Raw genomic sequence first — 17,405 nt, 5'->3', positions numbered from 1 at the left:
TCAATCACTGGTCCCAGCTCATCTTGCCATTGATGGAGATCGAGTATGTGGTTTGTCTGTCGTTGAGCATGGAGAATGTCGCCCAGATCAGCTCGGCCATGAACTCGCCCACGATCAGGCCAAACGCGATCTGGCGGAGCTGGCCGTAGCCCTTGAGGCCGTAGAAGCGCTGGACGAATACTTTGACGATGAGAACTATTAAGAGGCCAAACCAGTAGTAGTCCACGCCGAAGTTCATGGCCAGCGCGTAGCCCGCCGGGTGCAGCCAGAAGCCGGGGATGCGGAAGCGGACAAAATCCAGGAGCATCACGGTTCCGAAGCCGCCTGCGACAGCGAGCATGGCGGTGGGGTTAGGCGGGCGCGGGGTGGAGAGGATATTACTGATAAAGCCGCCCAGCTCACCGGAGACCCAGCTCACGGGCGTGTAGCGGTAGCCAAAGTAGATGTGCGCCAGAAATCCCGCCACGGTGCCCAGGGGGATTGCCAGAAAGAGCGCCAGAAACATGCCTTTGGCCGAGAGCTTCCCCCGATCCGCCAGATAGAGTCCCTCCATCAGCGACGGCATGGTGTGCGTCCGATGAATCCGGTTCATGAAGTGGAATGTCGCCAGCGTCCGCGTGAGCAGCTCGTTGGAGAGCCCCGCACTACCATGAAAGTCTAAGACGAGCTGGTGGGGGCCCATAAACGCCATCTCATGGGTGGGAGCGCCCAGCGAGGCTCGTAGCCGTGTGACAGCCACACTGAAGGCCAGAAAGAGCAGGACATAAAGCAAGATGAAGGGGAGGGGAAGGCCGATCCCGACACCGATAGCCGCCGTGCCCGCGATGCAGGCCAGCAGCAGGACAAAGAGAAACCGCGCGGGAAGCCCCCCACTGGGATCGCGCTCGCCGCTGTTGATCTGCGCCCAGAGCTGCTTTAAGTGCGGCTTGGCCAGCCAGAGGGCACTCACAAAGAGGCCGATAAACGCTCCCCAGCTCTGCTCAGAGAAATACGGCGGGCTGGGCGTGAGCCCTCCCCCGCCAAAGACTCCCTGCTCGTTGCCGATGCTATAGGCGATAATCTGCTGCGCCTTGCGGACGAAGAAAAACACGAGAAGGGAAAAGAGCAAGTCCGTGGGCATGAGAAAGCCCAGCGCCGACAGATACGGAAAGATCCCGACAGGAGTCCAGCCGGTCTGGTTCCACGGCGGCGAGACAAAGGCGCGGTTGAAGTCGCCAATAAAGCGAATATTGAAGTGGGGGAGCTGAGGGTACAGAAAGGAGAACCCATTGAGCATGTCAATGGCAAATACCACGGCGAAGCTCCCCCAGAACAGCTTGTTCTTCCAGAGCGGTGTCTGCCCTGGCACGCTCTCCTCGGTGAGGGCAAGAGGGAGCTGCACTAGGGGAAACGCGAGGCGCTCTTTGTGCACCCACTGGTCTTTGAGCAGCGCACTGATGCAGAGCATGGCTGTGGTGACCAGCGTGAGAAGCAGCGTCCACGCCCCGATCTTGGGCCACCAGAGCGGCAACTGGGAGACAAAAAAGCCAAATGTCTTGCCGCCCTCACCAAAGGCTTTGAGGGGGGCGGGGTCACGGAAGAAGAACCAGTCGTGGACGTAGGGTAGGATATACGTGCCGTAGCGTGGGTTGTTGGAGGAGTAGACCGCAAAGCCGTAGCTCGCCGGAGCGACCATGTCCATCCACTCGCCGCTCATGGCGCAGGCAATCGTGAGCATGGCATAGACCACCGCGATCTCCCGTCCGTTGAGCGCCCACTTCGGTAGCACTCTCCGCACGGGGATATTGAGCAGCGCCAGGACGATGGTCAGAGCCAGTGGCGGCACCATCAGCGAGAAGATTCGGTCAATGACCTGATCCTGTGACCAGTAGCAACACACGGGGATTAAGAGCAGTCCCACCAGAAGTGGGCGAAGAAGGGCTAACATGGTCTATAATTTCTACTACGGTGCAACCATAATCCTGCCGACATCGTCTTTGGTAGATAACGGGCCGAAGGCCGAACTTTATTGTCCCCCCGCCGGGCGGGGGTCAGGGGGCTATTTTATGATCTCGGATGAGCTGAAACAAAAGATTGACGACTGGGTGAAGCGCGAGGGCCGCAACGAGTACGGCGACCCCAAAGACACCCACTACGCCGGCGGCAACCCGCTCTTCGACGAGCGCTCGCCGGGCCTCAAAGACCGCTACGAGTATATTTTAAAGCGCAACCCGAAGCTACAAGAGGAGCTTGAGAAATGAAATCCCACACGGGGGGAAACCCCAAGTTCGACGAGCGCACGCCGGAAGTGAACAAAGACCGGCAAGTGGCGGGCGTCAGCCCGCACTTCAATGAGCAAAAAAGCCCGCTTGATCTCGTGACTCCACTCGCCAAAAAGAAATCATTACCTATTCGGAGGATCAAACCATCATGACAAAATCTCTGAGAAATACGTTAGCCACCCTCGGCATCGCCGCCGCCGTCGGTGCCACCGCAATTCCGATGCTCTCCGTCTGGACAACAAAAGAGACTCACGAGCCACTCAGCCTCAACGACCCGCTGGGTGCTCTGATTAATAACGCAACCCCAACAGTTCTCGTGGACTTCAACGACAACGTCAGCGACACCGACATTCAGGCGTTTGCGACACAGTACAAGCTCAAGCTAGCTCCGAATTCCATCGAGGCCAAGGACAACCGCCTCTACCGCGTCACCGATGGCAACGCCGATCTCAACACCCTGCGCCACGACTCCCGTGTGCAAGCCGCCGAGCCGGAGATCACGTTTAATCTGGAGCAAGCCGGGTCTTCCGCCGCCCGTTCGCGCGTGATTGATCCGACAGTCGAAACCACGACGATGGCCGATCCGACTGTTCACAATGAAGATCATTGGGCCTATCAGTCTGTGGATACAATAAAGTCATCGCAAGTTCAGGGCGGCACCTCGATTATTGAGCTTGTTGCCGACGATGCCCCGATGGGCACGAAGCCGAACGATCCGCTTTATGACAAGCAGTGGAACTTTCGGATGATTGACACGGAAGGCGCTTGGGAGCGTACCCGTGGCAAGGGCGCGGTTGTCGCGGTGATTGATACCGGCGTGAGCAAGGCGCGGGACTTTAAGCAAACGACGTTCACGGCGGGCTATAACTTTGTCAGCAAGACCACCAACGCCGACGACGACCACGGGCACGGGACGCATGTCGCCGGGACGATTGCCGAGTCCACCAATAACAACGAGGGCGTGGCCGGGATCGCGTTTGAGGCGACCATCATGCCGCTCAAGGTGCTCTCCGCCGAGGGGAGTGGCTCCAGTGCCGATATTGCCGATGCCATTCGCTTTGCCGCCGACAAGGGCGCAAACATTATCAACATGAGCCTAGGCTCGATGTACCCGTCCGATGTGATCCACGAAGCCTGCAAGTACGCTCGCAAGAAGGGGGTCACGATTGTCTGCGCGGCGGGCAACAGCTTCAAGGAAGGCGTCGGCTACCCGGCGGCGTTCCCCGAGTGCATCGCCGTCTCCAGTGTCGGGCCGAGCGGGAAGCTCTCTAAGTTCTCGTCGTGGGGCAAGCAAGTGGCCCTTGCCGCGCCGGGTGGCGACATGATTGACTCCAAAGACCCCAAAGACGGCATCCTTCAGAACACGGTCTACCAGGGCCAGGACGACTACTTCGCCTTCCAGGGAACGTCTATGGCGTCGCCCCATGTTGCCGGAGCCGCCGCGCTGGCCTACAGCCAGGGCACCAAAGACCCTGCGAAGATTAAAGACCTGTTGCAAAAAACGGCCAGCAAGCCCAAGGAGAACAACACCAAAAAATACGGCGCGGGGATTCTTAATGTGGGCAAGCTCACCGCCAAGGGTGCGGCGGAGAATACCTGGAAGCTGCGCCACGCCCTGGCGATTGGCTTCGCGGGCCTCCTGATCGGGTTTGGCGGGCCGCTGGGCCGCCGTAACCTCGCGCTGCGTGCTGGTATCGGAGCGGCGATTGCGGGGGGCTTCTTTGTCCCGGATGCCGTGACCAACTTCGTGGGTGCGGACTCCGCGTGGAACTTACTGAGCTTCTCCGCCCTCACGCCCGCGCTCCTCGTCTGGATGCTGCGTAAAGGCCCCGGCCTGAAAGTGGCGTCGGGCGCGGCGCTGGGGGTGGGCGTGAACTTGTTCGCAAACTGGAACAACGCGACGATCCCCTTCACCACCGCGACATTTGGAGCGAGTGCGCTTCCCTGGACACTCGCCAACATGACAGTCGCTCTCGGGCTGGCCGTGGTAAGCGCCCTCTGGGCCGCAAAACGCCTGCGGTAGCAGCGAGCTACCGACTAGAAAAGCTCCGGTGGAGACTTTCCCGGGGCTTTTTCTTTTGGGAAAGGCTTTCAAGATTTTCTTGACAAACACGACCACCATAATGCATACTTCCATTTCAGAAATTGAGGAATGATCTTTGATCTTCTGCTCACCGTTTTTGAGCTACTGTTTAGGAAGGTAAAAAATAAAATGAAAATCTCTTCTGTTATCTGTGCATCTCTTCTGAGTATGGCTTGTTTCTGTGACAAAATTGCTTTTGCACAATGGACATCTTCAGATGTTTGGATTCGTAACGGAAATGCATCATCGGCATCAAGTTCGATGGGGGCTGATGCTATAATTAATGAATATGGTCAGCCTCTTCCTCCTACGGAACTCAATGGTGGAACTTTTGATTATATCTATGCCAAAACTTGGCGAACATCTTTTCCTGTAATGTACGCTACGCCCACTGGTAACGCGTCGATATCCGGTACACTTAAATCTATCTTCAGTTGGAATGGTTCCAATGCTTCTGGAGCGTTTTCTGTTAAAGGCTTCTGGAATATCAAAGCAACCACTACGCATGGAGTCATGAATGGCGCTATTGCATCTTGCGGTCAAACGAATCCGACGGAGCCTGGATTAATTCCTACATCTCAAATTGAAGCGACATATTCAACGCATCCAAATCCCGTAGCCGGTTCAAGTGATATTAAAATTGTTCCTAACCTACTTTCATGGAATATAATAACTTTCTATTTCGATTTAGGTGCATCTGCAAGTGGGACTAGTTCATCTTCATGGGCATCAGAAGCACGGGCCAGTGCGAATGCGGTACTTTCAGATTAATCTTATTTTTGGTTAGTAGATTGCAGGGCGGGAATATGATTCCGTCCTGTAATTCTAGGAATAAATTAATAGCAAACTAATGAGCATAAGAACGGTTCAGAAAATTGAATACGGAATTTTTGTTCGAGATCTAATAAGGAAAGAAGTAGAGCGTAGAAATATTTGTTTGATTACAGAAGGATCTTTACTTGATTTAAACCATAAAGAAAATAAGACTTACTCAAATGTAAATATAAATTATGTGGCGGATAATTTTGGATATGAGTTGATTAAGCCTTACAATAATGCCTGGTTGTTAAGAAAATCTTATAAAGATAAGGATATAGTTTTTCCCTGCGTAAGCCCTGAAGGAATTATGCAAACTGGGCAAAATTGGTTCGATATATTGATTAATCTTTTTCCTGAAATCAGAATTGCAAAACAAACATATCAAATAATTATTGAGAAAAAATTACAAGAAATGTTTTTCTCAGAAAAAAATAGATTAATAAAATATAATTCTCCCATTCGAATAACTCTCTTGGAAAAATCAAATATAGATACATTGTACAATTTGTTTTTATATTCTACAGTTGGGGATGCTCTGATGTATCTGAAACGAGTATTTCCAGATTTTTTAAATATCAATAAATGTAAAGTAGTTATAGATAATAAATTGTCACAAGGTAGTTCATTATTGCTTTTAATTAATGAAAATGGGAAAAGGTTACTTTTAGGCAGAGAAGTTAATATCGACAAAAAATTTGGAGAAAGCAAATTAGTACCATCAAAAGGTATTTTTCTCCGTGACGCACTAGATTTACAATTCTCAGAGAAGAACCGTTTAGTTTTATCCGATCCCATCAAAAGACTGCCGATCGAAATCATAAATAAGGCCGCTACCAGCGATGATAGAATTATTAGAAGTGTTCAAAAATTATTTGAACTTGAGTTGATAAATCAACCACAACAAAAAAAGCTAGTTCAAAAACTTGTTCACCATCCAAAATCGGCCTCACAATTACAGATTGCATTAAGAGATGCAACGATTCTACCATTTTTAAATTATATAGAAAATAATAATACTAATAAAACTGACAGGTTAGGAACTCTTGTGTTAAGTGTGAAAAATATCCTTGATGATTTTAAAGAAAAAATGATTAAAGAGAAGAAAGCGGAGATACCATTTAGTGATACTCCTTATGAAATCCAGTTGGCCTCGTCAATTCAGATTGTATGTGAAAATTTGTCATTGAAATATTTTTATAATAGGCCAGACTTGATGAATTACCCAGAAGATCAAATATGGGCAAATTTTTCCGTTACGGAACAAAGAAATAAAAAATATGCATCAATCGGCTTGCTCAGACCCAATGCTATTGGAGAACTTGAGGGATCGTTTTCAATCAAATTCGAAATCACAAACAGGTGATACCAATTGAAAACATCACGCACTCACTCTGTTACTCATACTATAGTATGCTTTTCTCGACACCACAGGTCAGCTAGAGCGGGCGAGTAACTTTAACCGTCATCTGCGAGCGCGTACTGCCGGAGTTGGGGTCGCCGAGCAGAAGAAAAAAATCGGTGCCTTTGCGGGAGCGCTGGGAGTAGGCAAAGTAGAGATTGGTTCCGGTCTGGGAGCCGACATTGGCGGCGTTGCCCGTGCCGTTCTGGGAGAGCAATCGTGCCGAGAGTGCCCGCAGGCTGTCGAGGCGATAGGTTCCTGTGATGATGGTCTGACGCGTGGTGACGCCACCGCGCTTCTGCTGACTAGACGAGGTTCGTACCGAGAAGGGCTTGCTCACCAGAAAGCCCTGACCGATGCTCAGGCTCTGCGTGGGCAGTCCGCCCTGCATGCCGCTTCGGTAGCGCAACCCGCCGCCTTGAAAGAGCGTGCGCTGGTTCCAGGAGAAGCCTCCTCCCGCCAGCCGGTCGTGGTAACGCGTGGCAGTATCTTGCTGGCGACGGCCTTCGTCGAGATTGATGTCGAGGCCAAAGCCATCCCGGGTATTGACCCCAAGATCAAGGGAGATACTCTCGTTGAAGAATGCATCCGTGGTGAGGCGCTTGTTGGAGAAATAGTCACAGTCCACATCGTACGAGAGCAAGCGGCCCCGATCAAGCTGGTTACGAATCCCCATACTGGCTGACCAGCCCTTGCGGTTACGATCCTGCACGAGCCCCAGATTGCTGATGAAGTCCTCGGAGAGGGAGGAGCTGGAAACCCGGTAGCGTGGCCTGCCCGGCGCCCCTCGGCTACTGAGTGTCAGATCGCTGGCTCCGCCTTTTTGCATCCCTCCCTGCCAGGACTGGCTGCGGGAGAAGTAAATACTATTGCGCTGCGTGCCATCCACCCAACCGTAGTTGCCCGCCGCCCGCACCACGCGGTTGCTGAGCTTGTCCGCGCGATTATCGCTGGCTGCATAGACACTGTACTCACTGAAAAGCCCCACGGCTTGACGGAGCGCGAGAGCCGCACTCGTCCGATCGGGCTCCCCCGTTCGCGACTGTGACGTGACAAGCCCCACGGAAGTCGCGCCCTCACGACCCACCACCTTGAGGCCGTCATCGAACTGCCCGACACGGCGTGAGTAGAAAACCTCGCTGGAGGGTAAGAACTCATTGCCCTCGGCAAAGAACGGACGGCGATCCGGGACTTGCTGCTCGTTATAGGAAAAATTGACGCTGGCGACATCTTGCTCGATCGTCTGGAAATCCGGGTTCACCGCAAGCAACCCGGTGAGCGTCGTACTGAAAGGGTACTTGATGTCCATACCCTGACGGGCGCTGGCGCCCTCGGTGCGGGCGGTTGTCAGGCTGTAGGGAAGCACTACCACGGGAGGGCGCTGGTCGGGCATCGGCTGCGCGAGGCGCAGCTCGGGCAGAAACGAGGCGCGGGAGAAAAACGACTGGCCCTCGGGGGGGAGCGCGGGCCAGATCATCTGGTTGCCCTCACGGTTCAGCGACCTACCTACCTGGAGTCCAAACGCCCGTGCTCGCGCGGGGTGGCGCAGGAGCTGAAAGGGAATCGCAATCTCACAGCTCCAGCCCTTGCCCTCCGGGAGGGGCTTGGAAGCGGCTTTCCAGTCGCCTGCCCAGGTGATATTGCCCGCCGTGCCCCCTTCCAGATGCTCGACTTGCGTGCCTAGCGCGTTCACCGAGAAGCTAGACGCGCCACGCCGCAGGTTCTGGCTGTCAATCACCACGCTCACGTGATCGTCGCCCTCCACCGCCGAGCTACCCCTTTGCGTCTCACTGGCGCGCATCAGCTCCGGGTGCTCGTCGCGGCACTCAAACGCAATATAGAGCGTCGTGCCATCCGTCGTCACCCAGGCTTCGGTCTGCTCCACAATAGGGGCGCCGCCGGTGAAGCGCACGAACTCTCCCGCCTTAAACGCCGTTTTCCAGCAGGCATCGGAGAGATCCCCATCTATTTTCGGAGCGCTTTTCGTGGTAGGGAGGCTGAAGCTCTCTCGCTGCGCGGGAGAGTGGGCCCACGCGGGGCCGATCATGAGAAAGGCGGCGAGTGCACAACTCGCCGCCTGGAGACTTTTGCTATCCATGCTGAATTCTCATACAGCGGAGAGCTTTTCGGGGTTCCCGAAAATTATTTTGTTTTGAGCAGGTCGCGAATCTCGGTGAGGAGCACTTCCTGTGCGGGCGGTGCGGGCGGCGGTGCCGCGGCGGCTTCCTCGGCCTGCTTCTTCTTCATGGCGTTGATTGCCTTAACGACCATGAAAACGGCAAAGACAAGAATAAGTGTGTTGACAGCAACCGTCATGAACTGGCCGTATCCTAGGATAACAGCTCCATCAATCTTGCGTGCTTCGACCAGTGCTTTCCCTGCGGGAACGTCGCCCTTGAGAACCACATACGCATCGGCCCAGCTTACCTTGCCTAACAGTCCTGTTAGTGGGATGATCATCTCGTCCACAAACGACTGGAGAATCTTTCCGAGTGCCCCTGCGGCAAGAACACCGACGGCGAGATCTACGGCGCTGCCTGAGCCTACAAATTCACGAAATTCTTTAACTAACGACATCTTATACATTCCTTTCGACTATACCACTTGCCTTCTTTGAGGCACGATTCACACGGCCATTCAGTTTTGCCTCCCGGCTCGCTTAGGCTCGCCATGGGCACCCTCTGGGTACGGGCTCCGCGAAGGGTTTGGGGCTCCCGTGCGTCCCCCTTCGCAGGGAGGAACGACCGAGAGCCGGAGGGGGTGCCCGAGGAACGAGGGCGGGGGAGGCAAAACTGAATGGCCGTGCACGATTCATTCAGATCGCACATTATACAGGTAATGTTCCATTTGTAGAAAAAATAAAAAAATCTAGGCTGTGACAATAAATGCCACGCCTGCCTCGGTGAGCTCCCGGGCGCGGGCACGGGTGGCCGCTTCCGCGTAGACACGCACCAGGGGCTCCGTGCCCGAGGGGCGCAGCAGGAGCCAGGAGCTGTCCTCGAAGTCAAGCCGTGTGCCATCACGGCGGCGGATCGCCGCGATCTGAGCGCCCGCAAAGCTTGTCGCCTTGAAGCTCTGGAGCGCGGTGTGGATGCGGTGCATCTGCGCCGGGGTAGGGCGCAGGTTGATGCGGATGTACTCATGTGGCCCGACTTCCTCAGCGAGCTGGCTGAGAAGCTCCGCCAGAGACTTGCCTGAGAGCACCACTGCCTCGAGAATGAGAAGTGCGGAGAGAATCGCATCGCGCTCCGGTAAGTGCCCCGCCACGCCGAAGCCCCCCGATTCCTCACCCGCGATCAAAATATTGCCCTCCAGCATCTTCTCTGTGAGAAACTTGAAACCCACCGGTGTCTCCACAAGGGGCAGGCCGTACACCGCACAGAGCTTATCCACCATCTGTGTGGTTGAGATTGTCCGCACCACGCCGCCCGTCTGGCCGCGTGTCTTTACCAGGTGACGTAGTAGTAGTGCGAAGAGCTTGTGGGCATCCACAAACGTGCCTGTTGCGTCACACGCTCCTAGCCGGTCGCCATCGCAGTCGAGTGCCAGCCCGAGGGCCGCTTTGGCAGCAGGCACGGCTCTAAAGAGTGCTTCCAGGTTCTCAGGGGTTGGGTCGGGTGTGACACCCCCAAAAAATGGGTTGCGCTCCGCTCGGATCTCCTGAAGAGCAACTCCTGCGGGAGCCAGGAGCTGGGACAGATAGCCCGCCGCCGCGCCATGGAGGGTATCTACCACGACAAGACCTGCTTGCTTGAGTGCTGACAGATCAACGAGGCGGGCGCAGTGCGCTAGGTAAGGAGCTGCAAAGTCCGTCAGCTCCACGGTGCCGCCCTCGGTGCGGGGTGTCCCCCCACTCATGAGCAGCTCCCGGAGCTTCTCCTCAATCCGCGTCGTCATGGCCGGGGAGGCGGGGCCGCCGTAGTGCGCCTTCACCTTCATGCCCGAGAAGCTCGCCGGGTTGTGGCTTGCCGTAATGACAATCCCCGCGGCGGCTCCGAAGAAACGACAGGCGAAGCTTACCGTGGGGGAGGGACAGGCAGCGTGCGAGAGGCGTGTGCGCAGGCCGTTGGCAGCTACCACATCGGCGGCGGCGCGGGCGAAGAGGTCGGACTGAGCGCGGGTATCGTAGCCGACAATCACCCCGTCGCCTGGAACGGAGTCGCTCTTGACCCAGTCGCAGAGTGCCTGGGTCAGGAGCCGGACATTCTCCACCGTCACATCGTCGGCTAAGATCCCGCGCCAGCCATCGGTGCCGAAGCGAATTCCGGCGCGCTGGATCTCACTCTGGCTGGGCAGGTGCGCCACAATGGATGCGATCACGGCATCGGCACCGACCACGGCACCCGGGCGAATACGGGCACCCGCGCGCACCGTGCAGTGGTTGCCTAAAATGCTTCCCCGCACCTCAGTTTGTTCCTCAAGCACGCAGCCACGCCAGATCACCGAGTCCTCGATGAGTGCGCCTTCCCCGATCTGGCAGCGCGAGCCAATCACCACGGTTCCCCGAATCTTGGCATCGCGTCCCACTTCGGTATGGTGGTTGAGAAAGACCCGCCCCCGAATCTCCGCCGTCGGGTGGATTGTCGCGCCCTCGCCTACCCAGACTCCCTCCCGTACCTCGACGCCTTCTATTGTTGCCTGCACGCGCTGCTCCAGCACATCGGCTTGGACACGCTGGTAGTCGTTGAGAGTCGTGATCGAGCGCCAGTAGTGCTCCGGGGCCACAAATCCATAGACGGGTGCACCCTCGGCCACAAGCTGGGGAAAGAGCTGCCGCTCAAAGGAGAACTCCGTGCCGACCGGGATGCGCCGTAGGATCTCACGCCGAATGACATAGACCCCCGCATTGATCGTGTCGGTGGCCACCTCCCCCACGGGCGGCTTTTCGGCAAAGGCCTGGACACGTCCCTCGGCATCGCGCACCACCGCGCCGTAGCGTGATGCATCCGGCACGCTGGTGAGCAAGAGCGTCACGGCTGCTTCTTTTTCCTCATGGAAGGCTACCAGCGCACTCAGGTCGGCGTCCGTGAGAACATGGCCATTCAGCACAAGAATATTCTTGCCCACCAGCCGATCGCTCACAGCACGCACCGCGCCCGCCGTCCCGAGAGGCACTTGCTCGCGGTGGTAGCGAATATTGAGCCCGAGTGCCTTGCCGTCCTCGAAGCGGCTCTCAAAGACCTCGGGAAGCACCTGGAGACAGAGGATCACCTCACGAATCTCGTGGCGCTTAAGCTGCTCCAGAGAGTACTGGATCAGGGGCTTGGCGACGATCGGAAGCATGGCGCGAGGCGTGCGCGCCGTGAGGGGATAGAGGGGAGCGCCCCGCTCCCCGGCCAGAATTACTGCCTGCATTACCTCGTATTCTACACTAGCTGAGAAAAACACTCGAAACCTAGTAAATTTATAGATGAATTCTTTACCTGGTTATGGCAAAAATCAAGTACAGAGCAAGGGAGGGCCCAAAGCTTTAGACTGAAAAACAGTCGCGGAGAGAATACAGGAGGGAACAAGCCCCATGGGCATTTATACGAATAGCGGTATGTCAACGGACAGCCAAGTCAAACTCACCAAGCGTGAGGTCGAAGTACTATCTCTCGTCATCGAGGGAAAGTCCAGCAAAGAAGTGGCGGATCAGCTCTATGTGAGCAAGCGAACCGTGGATTTTCATCTGGCTAATATCTACAGCAAGCTCAGTGTTACCAACCGTCTTCAGGCCTTTCGTGAGGCAACACGACGCGGTCTACTGGCCTACCCGGGTAGCAACAACCCGCAGTAAATTTCGGAGAACTCAATCACACACACAAGAACACCCCGGGAGCCAGGCTCCAGGGGTGTTTTGTTTATTTATTTTCGCGTATCTCTAGGTAGCTATCGAGGGCGCACTCTGTCAAGGTATCGGTCTGCCCACTGGGCCAGTGGATCTCCACTTTATCCACTTTGCTCGCCGCTCCCAGCCCGATATGCACGCGAGAATCCGAGCTGGAGAGGTAGGAGCCATCGGCGCGGCAGTAGCGCACGAGCTTACGTCCCCCAGCCTCTACCGTGACCCGAGCACCGTAGCCACTCCGATTGCTCTTTGTTCCCTCTAGCTGTAGCCCGAGCCAGTGTCCGGTCTGAGTGGTTTCGTTGTGTAGCAGGAGCGGCTCGCCCTCACTGTCCACGATCAGCAGATCCACGCGCCCGTCGTTGTCGTAGTCGCCGGTTGCTAGCCCGCGCCCTACCAGAGGCTTCTTGAGCGCCGCAACACTTTGGCTGACTTCCTCGAACTGCGGCTCGTTCTTGGCGATCGCGCCCCGGTTGTGAAAGAGCTGGGACGTCTGGCGGTAGCTGGTGCTCTTGTCAATGCGGGCGATATTGTCTTGGACATGACCGTTGGCAAAGGCGAGGTCCAGCCAGCCGTCGTTGTCGTAGTCAAAGAAGCGGGTTCCAAAAGCGACATACGGACGTGTCGCGGCACCCAGCCCCGCCGGGTAGCTGACATCCGTGAAGAAGTTATTGCCTTCATTGTGATAGAGCGACTTCGGCTCGTTCTGAAATGTCGCGACCACTAAGTCAGGCTTGCCGTCGTTGTCCACATCGCCCCAGTCCGTGCCCATGCCGCCGTGGACACTGCTGTCGCGGTCGTAGGCGGTGCCGGACTCCTGCCCGATATTCTTGAACTGCCCCGCTGCCGTGCTCTGGAGCAAGTCTCCCGCGATCTCGTCGTTGGCGAAGGCGATCCCGAGCGTGCCCGTGGCGTTGTAGTCGCAGCTCGCCACCCCAAGCCCCCGGCCCGTTGTCTGTTTCAGCGGCTCAAAAAGAAACTTTCCGCTCCCCTGGTTGCGAAAGAGTGCCGCCTTGAGCGGCTCGTAGTGGCGGGGGCCGCAGGACGTTTGCAGCGGCTTGCCGTCAACATCTTTGCCCTCGCAGAGCTGCAATATCCCCGGCTCCTGGCCAAAGCGTGCGTAGTTTGCCACGATCAGATCCAGCTTCCCGGAGCCGGGCACCAGCTCTACCCAGGTGCACGATGTTCCCCAGGGCTGCGCCTTGAGGCCACTTGCCGCCGTGACATCGGTGAATTTCTCGCCTTTCTCGTTGTGCAGCAGGACACCGCCCCGGTAGGCAGAGAGATAGAGATCGGGAAAACCATCGCCGTCGTAGTCGCCCACCGCGCAGCCAATAAAGTGTCCAGTGAGGGAGGGGAGGGCGCTACTGGGTGTAAATTTCCCTTTCCCATCGCCCTTAAACAGCCCCGGCTTGGGGCCAACCAGTAAGATATCCAGGTTGCCGTCGTTGTCGAAGTCGAAGAAGGCGCAGCCATTGCCGATGGTCTGAAGAATATTAAGGGGGCGCGTGCCGCTAATTTCCCAGACATAGTTCAGCCCCGCGGCCTTGCCGACATCACTAAAGAGAGGGCCGACCGGGGCGGAAGGAGAAGGAGGCGCGTTTTTGGTCGGCGTTTTGGGACAGCTCGCGCCCGAGAGCGCGAGCAGTCCCAGAAGGCAAAGACCTCCTGTAGCGTGTCTCAGCGTCCGCCTCCCATGGGGCGACCGTAGGCACCCGCGCCACCAGGAGGGCCTCCCTGGCTAGGAGCGGACATATTCCCGACAGGGAGTTGTCCTGCGGGCACATTTCCCTTAGCATAACCCGGCGGTTGCCCGATGGGTCCATTAGGGTTGACAGAATCGGGCTGGTTCCCTTTGACGACGACAAATATAATGATCCCGATGACGACAATCACTGCGATGATGGTCGCGATAGGACCCGCACTCTCTTTAAGGTTCACTCTCGTTTTTCCTTTTTCCCTGATGTAGGCTGGCTGAAGCGGCGCTGCCGCTCGGCACGGATGGCATTGGCCTGCGCCAACCCTCCGCGCTGTGTGTAGAAGCTGATGGCTCTGTCGTAGAGCTCGGGCCGACTGGGCTGATCCACAATCGCCTTGAGCACATCCACTTCCGCTTGCTTCGCATCCCGGATGCGTGTAGATTCGTTCAGTGCCTCACGGGCTCCTGCCTCGTCCCCCTTGAGGCGCAACGCCTGGGAGAGCTGGTACCAGACCGGCTCGGAGTCCGGCGAGAGCACAGTCGCTTTTTTGAGCTCCCCAATGGCTTCGTCCGCGTTTTTACGCCGCAGTGCCAGTAGCCCTCGGCCATAGTGAACCATCGGGCGGGCAACGGGGTCGGGCCAAGCGACATTGAAATGGGCAAAGATCTCGGCGAAGTCTTTGTCTTGCACCGACGATTCCAGCATTGCGACCCCTAGTAGTGCTCTGTTGAGCGTGTCTTCGGGGGAGAGTGCGAGTAGCTCCCGTGCCGCCGCAATGGCCTTGTCATTCTCTTTGCGTTCCACATAGGCGCGTACGAGTGCCCGACGGTAGTCGGTAACCTCAGGGGCAAGGGTGACCGCTTTTTTGAGTAGCTCTACAATAGGATCGGTGGTGAGGCTTGGCCCGAGTCGGCTGGTTTGTTGTGTGCGCGCTTCCTGGTAGGCTTTCTCCGCCTCGCCCCCGTGTGCGGTGCGCTGCTCGTAGGCACGCTGGAGGCTTGCCTTGAAGCGTGCCTGTTTCTCGGGCTCCCAGCCTGCCACGGTCTGGTAGTACAGAGATGCCTCCCGAGGACGATCGAGCGCCAGAAGCACATCGCCCATCGCCTCAAACGCCGCTGGGCTTTTCTGGGTCTGCTTAAACACATCGCGTAGCAGTAGCAGGGCAAGCGGTGCCTGTTTCTCATTTAATAAGAGGCGCGCCCCTGCGGTCAGAACGGTTGGGGAGTCAACGGGATTGCGCTGCGCGGCCCCCAGATGCCGTAGCACTCCGGTGGCATCGGCGCGGTGTGCGAGGCGGCGTGCCATCTCCTGGTGCGAGGCGGGGGCATCTGGAGCGCGACGCAGTGTCTCCTCGGCGCGCTGAAAGGCATCGGACTCCTCGCGCCGCGCCAGAAACTCCCGGTTCCAGAGCTGCTCCTTGGAGCCATCCGCGAGCTCACGGTAGGCTTTGCGTAGCAGATTCGCGGGTAAGGAAGCATAAAAAAGAGATTTGGCGGCTTTTTCCAGAGGAGCGAGCGACTCTTTCCAGAGCTTCTGCGCCTGGAATGCTTGCCCCAGAAGCAGGGCACTTTCTCCACTTTCAGGATCACACGCGAGCGCTTTCTCAGCGGATTGCTGTGCCCCGGCATAGTCCTGCTGGCTCAGTAGTAAGCTGCCAAACTCCTCGTGGTAGCCCGCTTTTTTCGGGTCGAGCTCGATGGCTCTCGCCAGTGCTTTCTTCGCGCCCACGGGATCATTGGAGTCGCGCAGGAGGCTACTTAGCATCGCCTGATCCGGGGCGCTCTGCGGGCGCAGAGCGACTGCCTCGCGAATGGCACTGAGCGCCGCCGCCTGATCCCCCCCGTGTTCGCTCACCACGGCCTTCAGAAACCAGGCCTCTCCCAGCGAGGGGTTGTAGGTCAGAGCGAGCTTCAGCTCCTCTCCCGCACGGGCTGTGGAGTTTTGCGAGACATAAAAACGTGCAAGGCTCAGGTGCCCTTCCGCATCGTTGGGATAGGCCTTGGAGAACTGCGTGAGAACATTGAAGCCGCCGGTGATATTTCCCTGACCAATCAGTGCCTTTGCCCACGCATCACGGATGCGGGCGCTGTCAGGCTGACGCTCCGCCGCCTGCTCCAGAAGTGTCTGGGCATCGCGAAACCGCTCCTGTGAGTTAAGGAGCTGGCCGAAGTGAAAAAGAAAAAGGGGGTTGTTTTTGTTTTGCGCCAGACGCGCCTGAAACTGCGGTAGCGTGAGCGGGCTCCACTGCCGATCTTGATAGGTTTCCGATTGCTGGTAGGTAAACACGCCCGCGCCGATGGCAACTGCCAGCACAAGAGCCCCACCCACCGCCTGATAGTGTTTTTTCAAGGGAGTTCAAGAGAATAAAAGTGGGCCAGGAGTTTCCTCCTGGCCCGGATATTCGCTACCAGTTGTGCCAGATATCCTCGGAGGTGCCGAGGCGTGCCTTCAGACCGCCGCCGCCCACCGCTTTGGCATGACCGTCGGCAAAGACGACATTACACTTCAGTGCGTGACGAAACACCGGGCGACGAGCATTGTTGCCGCTCGGCTGCGGCCAGTCGCCGTGCCCACGGCCCGGAACGGCAAAGTTCCAGTCGCAGCCACCCCAGCCCTGCATGGCTTTCCATTTTTCAGGCGTGAAGGTGAAGGGGCCACAGTCGCCCGTTCCTGCTTGGATATTACAGTTCCCGCTGCCCTGGTTGAAGGCGGGATCCAGGGCCAGCGAGCCCGTGGTCTGCGCGGCATCGGCTAGCATCACCAGACCCGCGGGCTGATTGAGGCTGGCCATTGCACGTCCAAAGATTCCATTGGTACAGTCGCCGTTTGTCCAGTAACCCTGGTTCACTTCGGCATCGTTGATGCCGTAGCTGGTGGGGCCGATCTGGTTGCCTGCCTTGTACTCGGGGCAGGAGAGCACCGTGTTGCTAGAGAGAGCCTCGTAGTTGTTGGCGGCATTTGTCTTGTACTTCTGGACATAGGGCAAGATGGTGTCACGCCAGTGCATACAGCCCGCATTGGCACCACACGTGCCGTCGCAGGATTTGGTCCAGCCACCGGGCAGAACCTCGTCGTAGTCCTGAGCGTACATCATGGATGCGGTACCGAGCTGCTTGAGGTTCGAGATACAAGAAATAGCACGCGCACGGGCACGAGCCTGTGCAAAAACAGGGAACAGAATTGCTGCCAGAATCGCGATAATCGCGATCACGACAAGCAACTCAATGAGCGTAAACACTCTTCGGTTGCGAAACATTGCAAAATTTCCTCTCGTAGGTCATTGATCCATTTCAATGGATCGAGAATGCGATAGTAA

14 protein-coding genes are annotated in these 17,405 nt (G+C 56.8%); 6 read left to right on the top strand and 8 right to left on the bottom strand.

Features of this window, described 5'->3' with window-relative positions; genetic code table 11:
* Positions 1 to 4: 4 nt before the first annotated feature.
* Positions 5 to 1,927, bottom strand: coding sequence for a DUF6785 family protein (locus ACH2ED_RS17045; protein WP_395093724.1), 1,923 nt, complete (start codon positions 1,925 to 1,927; stop codon positions 5 to 7).
* On the opposite strand from ACH2ED_RS17045, the gene ACH2ED_RS17040 reads away from it, so the two are divergent.
* The 5 genes from ACH2ED_RS17040 (at position 1,926) to ACH2ED_RS17020 (ending at position 6,526) form a co-directional block, all read left to right on the top strand.
* Positions 1,926 to 2,240, top strand: coding sequence for a hypothetical protein (locus ACH2ED_RS17040; protein WP_395093721.1), 315 nt, complete (start codon positions 1,926 to 1,928; stop codon positions 2,238 to 2,240). The genes ACH2ED_RS17045 and ACH2ED_RS17040 overlap by 2 nt on opposite strands.
* Complete coding sequence (locus tag ACH2ED_RS17035) at positions 2,237 to 2,413, top strand: hypothetical protein (protein WP_395093718.1); 177 nt, start codon at positions 2,237 to 2,239, stop codon at positions 2,411 to 2,413. The genes ACH2ED_RS17040 and ACH2ED_RS17035 overlap by 4 nt, the downstream gene beginning before the upstream one ends.
* On the top strand, positions 2,410 to 4,284 hold the full coding sequence (locus ACH2ED_RS17030; RefSeq protein ID WP_395093716.1) for a S8 family peptidase: 1,875 nt from the start codon (positions 2,410 to 2,412) through the stop codon (positions 4,282 to 4,284). Before ACH2ED_RS17035 ends, ACH2ED_RS17030 begins: the two co-directional genes overlap by 4 nt.
* Positions 4,285 to 4,413: 129 nt before the next feature.
* Positions 4,414 to 5,115 carry a hypothetical protein gene (locus tag ACH2ED_RS17025; protein WP_395093713.1) on the top strand — a complete coding sequence of 234 codons (702 nt, stop codon included), beginning with the start codon at positions 4,414 to 4,416 and terminating at the stop codon, positions 5,113 to 5,115.
* A gap of 79 nt (positions 5,116 to 5,194) precedes the next feature.
* A complete protein-coding gene (locus tag ACH2ED_RS17020; protein WP_395093711.1) occupies positions 5,195 to 6,526 on the top strand; it encodes a hypothetical protein in 1,332 nt (443 codons plus the stop codon).
* Between the two features lie 73 nt (positions 6,527 to 6,599).
* Here the strand turns inward: ACH2ED_RS17020 and ACH2ED_RS17015 are convergent, their stop codons facing one another.
* From ACH2ED_RS17015 to ACH2ED_RS17005, 3 genes are all read right to left on the bottom strand, one after another.
* Positions 6,600 to 8,660: a DUF5916 domain-containing protein gene (locus ACH2ED_RS17015; RefSeq protein WP_395093708.1), complete on the bottom strand. Its 2,061-nt coding sequence runs from the start codon at positions 8,658 to 8,660 to the stop codon at positions 6,600 to 6,602.
* Between the two features lie 44 nt (positions 8,661 to 8,704).
* The gene (gene mscL, locus ACH2ED_RS17010; RefSeq protein ID WP_395093705.1) at positions 8,705 to 9,139 is read right to left on the bottom strand and encodes a large conductance mechanosensitive channel protein MscL; all 435 of its coding nucleotides are present in this window, start codon (positions 9,137 to 9,139) and stop codon (positions 8,705 to 8,707) included.
* A gap of 291 nt (positions 9,140 to 9,430) precedes the next feature.
* Positions 9,431 to 11,917 carry a sugar phosphate nucleotidyltransferase gene (locus ACH2ED_RS17005; protein WP_395093702.1) on the bottom strand — a complete coding sequence of 829 codons (2,487 nt, stop codon included), beginning with the start codon at positions 11,915 to 11,917 and terminating at the stop codon, positions 9,431 to 9,433.
* A gap of 187 nt (positions 11,918 to 12,104) precedes the next feature.
* On the opposite strand from ACH2ED_RS17005, the gene ACH2ED_RS17000 reads away from it, so the two are divergent.
* Positions 12,105 to 12,341, top strand: coding sequence for a LuxR C-terminal-related transcriptional regulator (locus ACH2ED_RS17000; RefSeq protein ID WP_309696347.1), 237 nt, complete (start codon positions 12,105 to 12,107; stop codon positions 12,339 to 12,341).
* Positions 12,342 to 12,405: 64 nt separating this feature from the next.
* On the opposite strand, the gene ACH2ED_RS16995 is transcribed toward ACH2ED_RS17000, so the two are convergent.
* From ACH2ED_RS16995 to ACH2ED_RS16980, 4 genes are all read right to left on the bottom strand, one after another.
* Entirely contained in the window at positions 12,406 to 13,872 is a 1,467-nt protein-coding gene (locus ACH2ED_RS16995) for a CRTAC1 family protein (RefSeq protein WP_395093832.1), read from the bottom strand.
* A gap of 197 nt (positions 13,873 to 14,069) precedes the next feature.
* Positions 14,070 to 14,330 carry a hypothetical protein gene (locus ACH2ED_RS16990; protein WP_395093699.1) on the bottom strand — a complete coding sequence of 87 codons (261 nt, stop codon included), beginning with the start codon at positions 14,328 to 14,330 and terminating at the stop codon, positions 14,070 to 14,072.
* Positions 14,327 to 16,438 (bottom strand): tetratricopeptide repeat protein, encoded by a 2,112-nt coding sequence (locus ACH2ED_RS16985; protein ID WP_395093696.1) that lies wholly within the window; start codon positions 16,436 to 16,438, stop codon positions 14,327 to 14,329. Before ACH2ED_RS16985 ends, ACH2ED_RS16990 begins: the two co-directional genes overlap by 4 nt.
* A gap of 55 nt (positions 16,439 to 16,493) precedes the next feature.
* Positions 16,494 to 17,345, bottom strand: a complete 852-nt coding sequence (locus ACH2ED_RS16980) for a DUF1559 domain-containing protein (RefSeq protein WP_395093693.1) — start codon at positions 17,343 to 17,345, stop codon at positions 16,494 to 16,496.
* Positions 17,346 to 17,405: the final 60 nt, after the last annotated feature.

It is taken from the genome of Armatimonas sp., assembly GCF_043757465.1.
GTDB lineage: Bacteria > Armatimonadota > Armatimonadia > Armatimonadales > Armatimonadaceae > Armatimonas.
Note: the sequence above shows the minus strand (reverse complement) of the source record. Positions and strands in the feature narration are given on the sequence as shown.

Bases quoted from the DNA above. Each gene is read 5' to 3' on its own strand.
- ACH2ED_RS16980 (WP_395093693.1), bottom strand. From the start codon at position 17,345: ATGTTTCGCAACCGAAGAGTGTTTACGCTCATTGAGTTGCTTGTCGTG.
- ACH2ED_RS17020 (WP_395093711.1), top strand. From the start codon at position 5,195: ATGAGCATAAGAACGGTTCAGAAAATTGAATACGGAATTTTTGTTCGA.
- ACH2ED_RS17035 (WP_395093718.1), top strand. From the start codon at position 2,237: ATGAAATCCCACACGGGGGGAAACCCCAAGTTCGACGAGCGCACGCCG.
- ACH2ED_RS17005 (WP_395093702.1), bottom strand. From the start codon at position 11,917: ATGCAGGCAGTAATTCTGGCCGGGGAGCGGGGCGCTCCCCTCTATCCC.
- ACH2ED_RS17030 (WP_395093716.1), top strand. From the start codon at position 2,410: ATGACAAAATCTCTGAGAAATACGTTAGCCACCCTCGGCATCGCCGCC.
- ACH2ED_RS17025 (WP_395093713.1), top strand. From the start codon at position 4,414: ATGATCTTTGATCTTCTGCTCACCGTTTTTGAGCTACTGTTTAGGAAG.
- mscL (WP_395093705.1), bottom strand. From the start codon at position 9,139: ATGTCGTTAGTTAAAGAATTTCGTGAATTTGTAGGCTCAGGCAGCGCC.
- ACH2ED_RS17000 (WP_309696347.1), top strand. From the start codon at position 12,105: ATGTCAACGGACAGCCAAGTCAAACTCACCAAGCGTGAGGTCGAAGTA.
- ACH2ED_RS17015 (WP_395093708.1), bottom strand. From the start codon at position 8,660: ATGGATAGCAAAAGTCTCCAGGCGGCGAGTTGTGCACTCGCCGCCTTT.
- ACH2ED_RS17045 (WP_395093724.1), bottom strand. From the start codon at position 1,927: ATGTTAGCCCTTCTTCGCCCACTTCTGGTGGGACTGCTCTTAATCCCC.
- ACH2ED_RS17040 (WP_395093721.1), top strand. From the start codon at position 1,926: ATGGTCTATAATTTCTACTACGGTGCAACCATAATCCTGCCGACATCG.